Origin of the sequence: Rhabdonatronobacter sediminivivens, from assembly GCF_013415485.1 — a bacterium.
Classification (GTDB): Bacteria; Pseudomonadota; Alphaproteobacteria; order Rhodobacterales; family Rhodobacteraceae; genus Rhabdonatronobacter; species Rhabdonatronobacter sediminivivens.
This window is the reverse complement of record NZ_JACBXS010000126.1, coordinates 1-904: the sequence shown is the minus strand read 5'-3', so window position 1 is coordinate 904 and position 904 is coordinate 1. Positions and strand designations below refer to the sequence as shown.

Sequence of the window (904 nt, the reverse complement as noted above, 5' to 3'; positions counted from 1 at the left end):
ACCCCGAGCCTACGGCTCAGGGAGAGCAACGCCACCCTTCATCCCAAAAAGTTCAACATCGACCGGGACATTCCCGCCTTTCTGGTTCGGGCCTATTTGCTGCAAACGCACGAGATGCTGTTCGACGCTCATTGGCATGCTTTCCGTGTCTTTGAAGGCGTGCCGGGCCGCGGCATCTACGACAGTGAGGCTTGGCCGCCATGGGTCCGAGGCCAGGCCGAACGAAGACCGCCGTCGACAAGGTCGGACTTGGCAAGAAGCGCGATGTGAATGCGCGGTTCACAGCGATGACCAGCCATTATGTCTTCGAGCCTGAGTTCTGCAATCCGGCCGCAGGATGGGAGAAGGGACAGGTCGAGAAGAATGTCCGCGACGCGCGCCATCGCATGTGGCAGCTGATGCCGGCCTTTCCGGATCTGGATGCGCTGAATGCTTGGCTGGAAGAACGCTGTAAGCTGCTGTGGGCAGAGACGGCGCATGGCAGGTTGCCTGGCAGCATCGCCGATGTGTGGGAGGCCGAGAAGCCTGCGCTGATGGCGCTCCCCACAATGTTCGATTGCTTTGTCGAGGAAAGAAAGCGCGTCTCGCCGACCTGCCTGATCAACTTTGATCGCACCCGTTATTCGGTGCCTGCCAGCTTTGCGAACCGCCCTGTGAGCCTACGCATTTACCCTGAGCGGCTGGTAGTCGTTGCCGGGGGGCACGTGATTTGCATGCATGAGCGCATCATCGACCGGTCGCACCGCCAGCCGGGGCGCGTCATCTATGACTGGCGCCATTATCTGGCAGTCGTTCAGCGCAAGCCCGGAGCGCTGCGCAATGGTGCCCCCTTCGTGGAAATGCCTGAACCCTTCCGCATGTTACAGGCGAAGATACTGCGTCAGCCCGGCGGCGACCGCGAAAT

The 904-nt window shown here is 60.8% G+C and carries 1 pseudogene; it reads left to right on the top strand.

Annotation, left to right across the window (positions count from 1 at the left end):
* Positions 1–75 precede the first annotated feature (75 nt).
* Positions 76–904 (top strand): annotated as a pseudogene (locus HUK65_RS18460) (Mu transposase domain-containing protein); the annotation flags it as partial.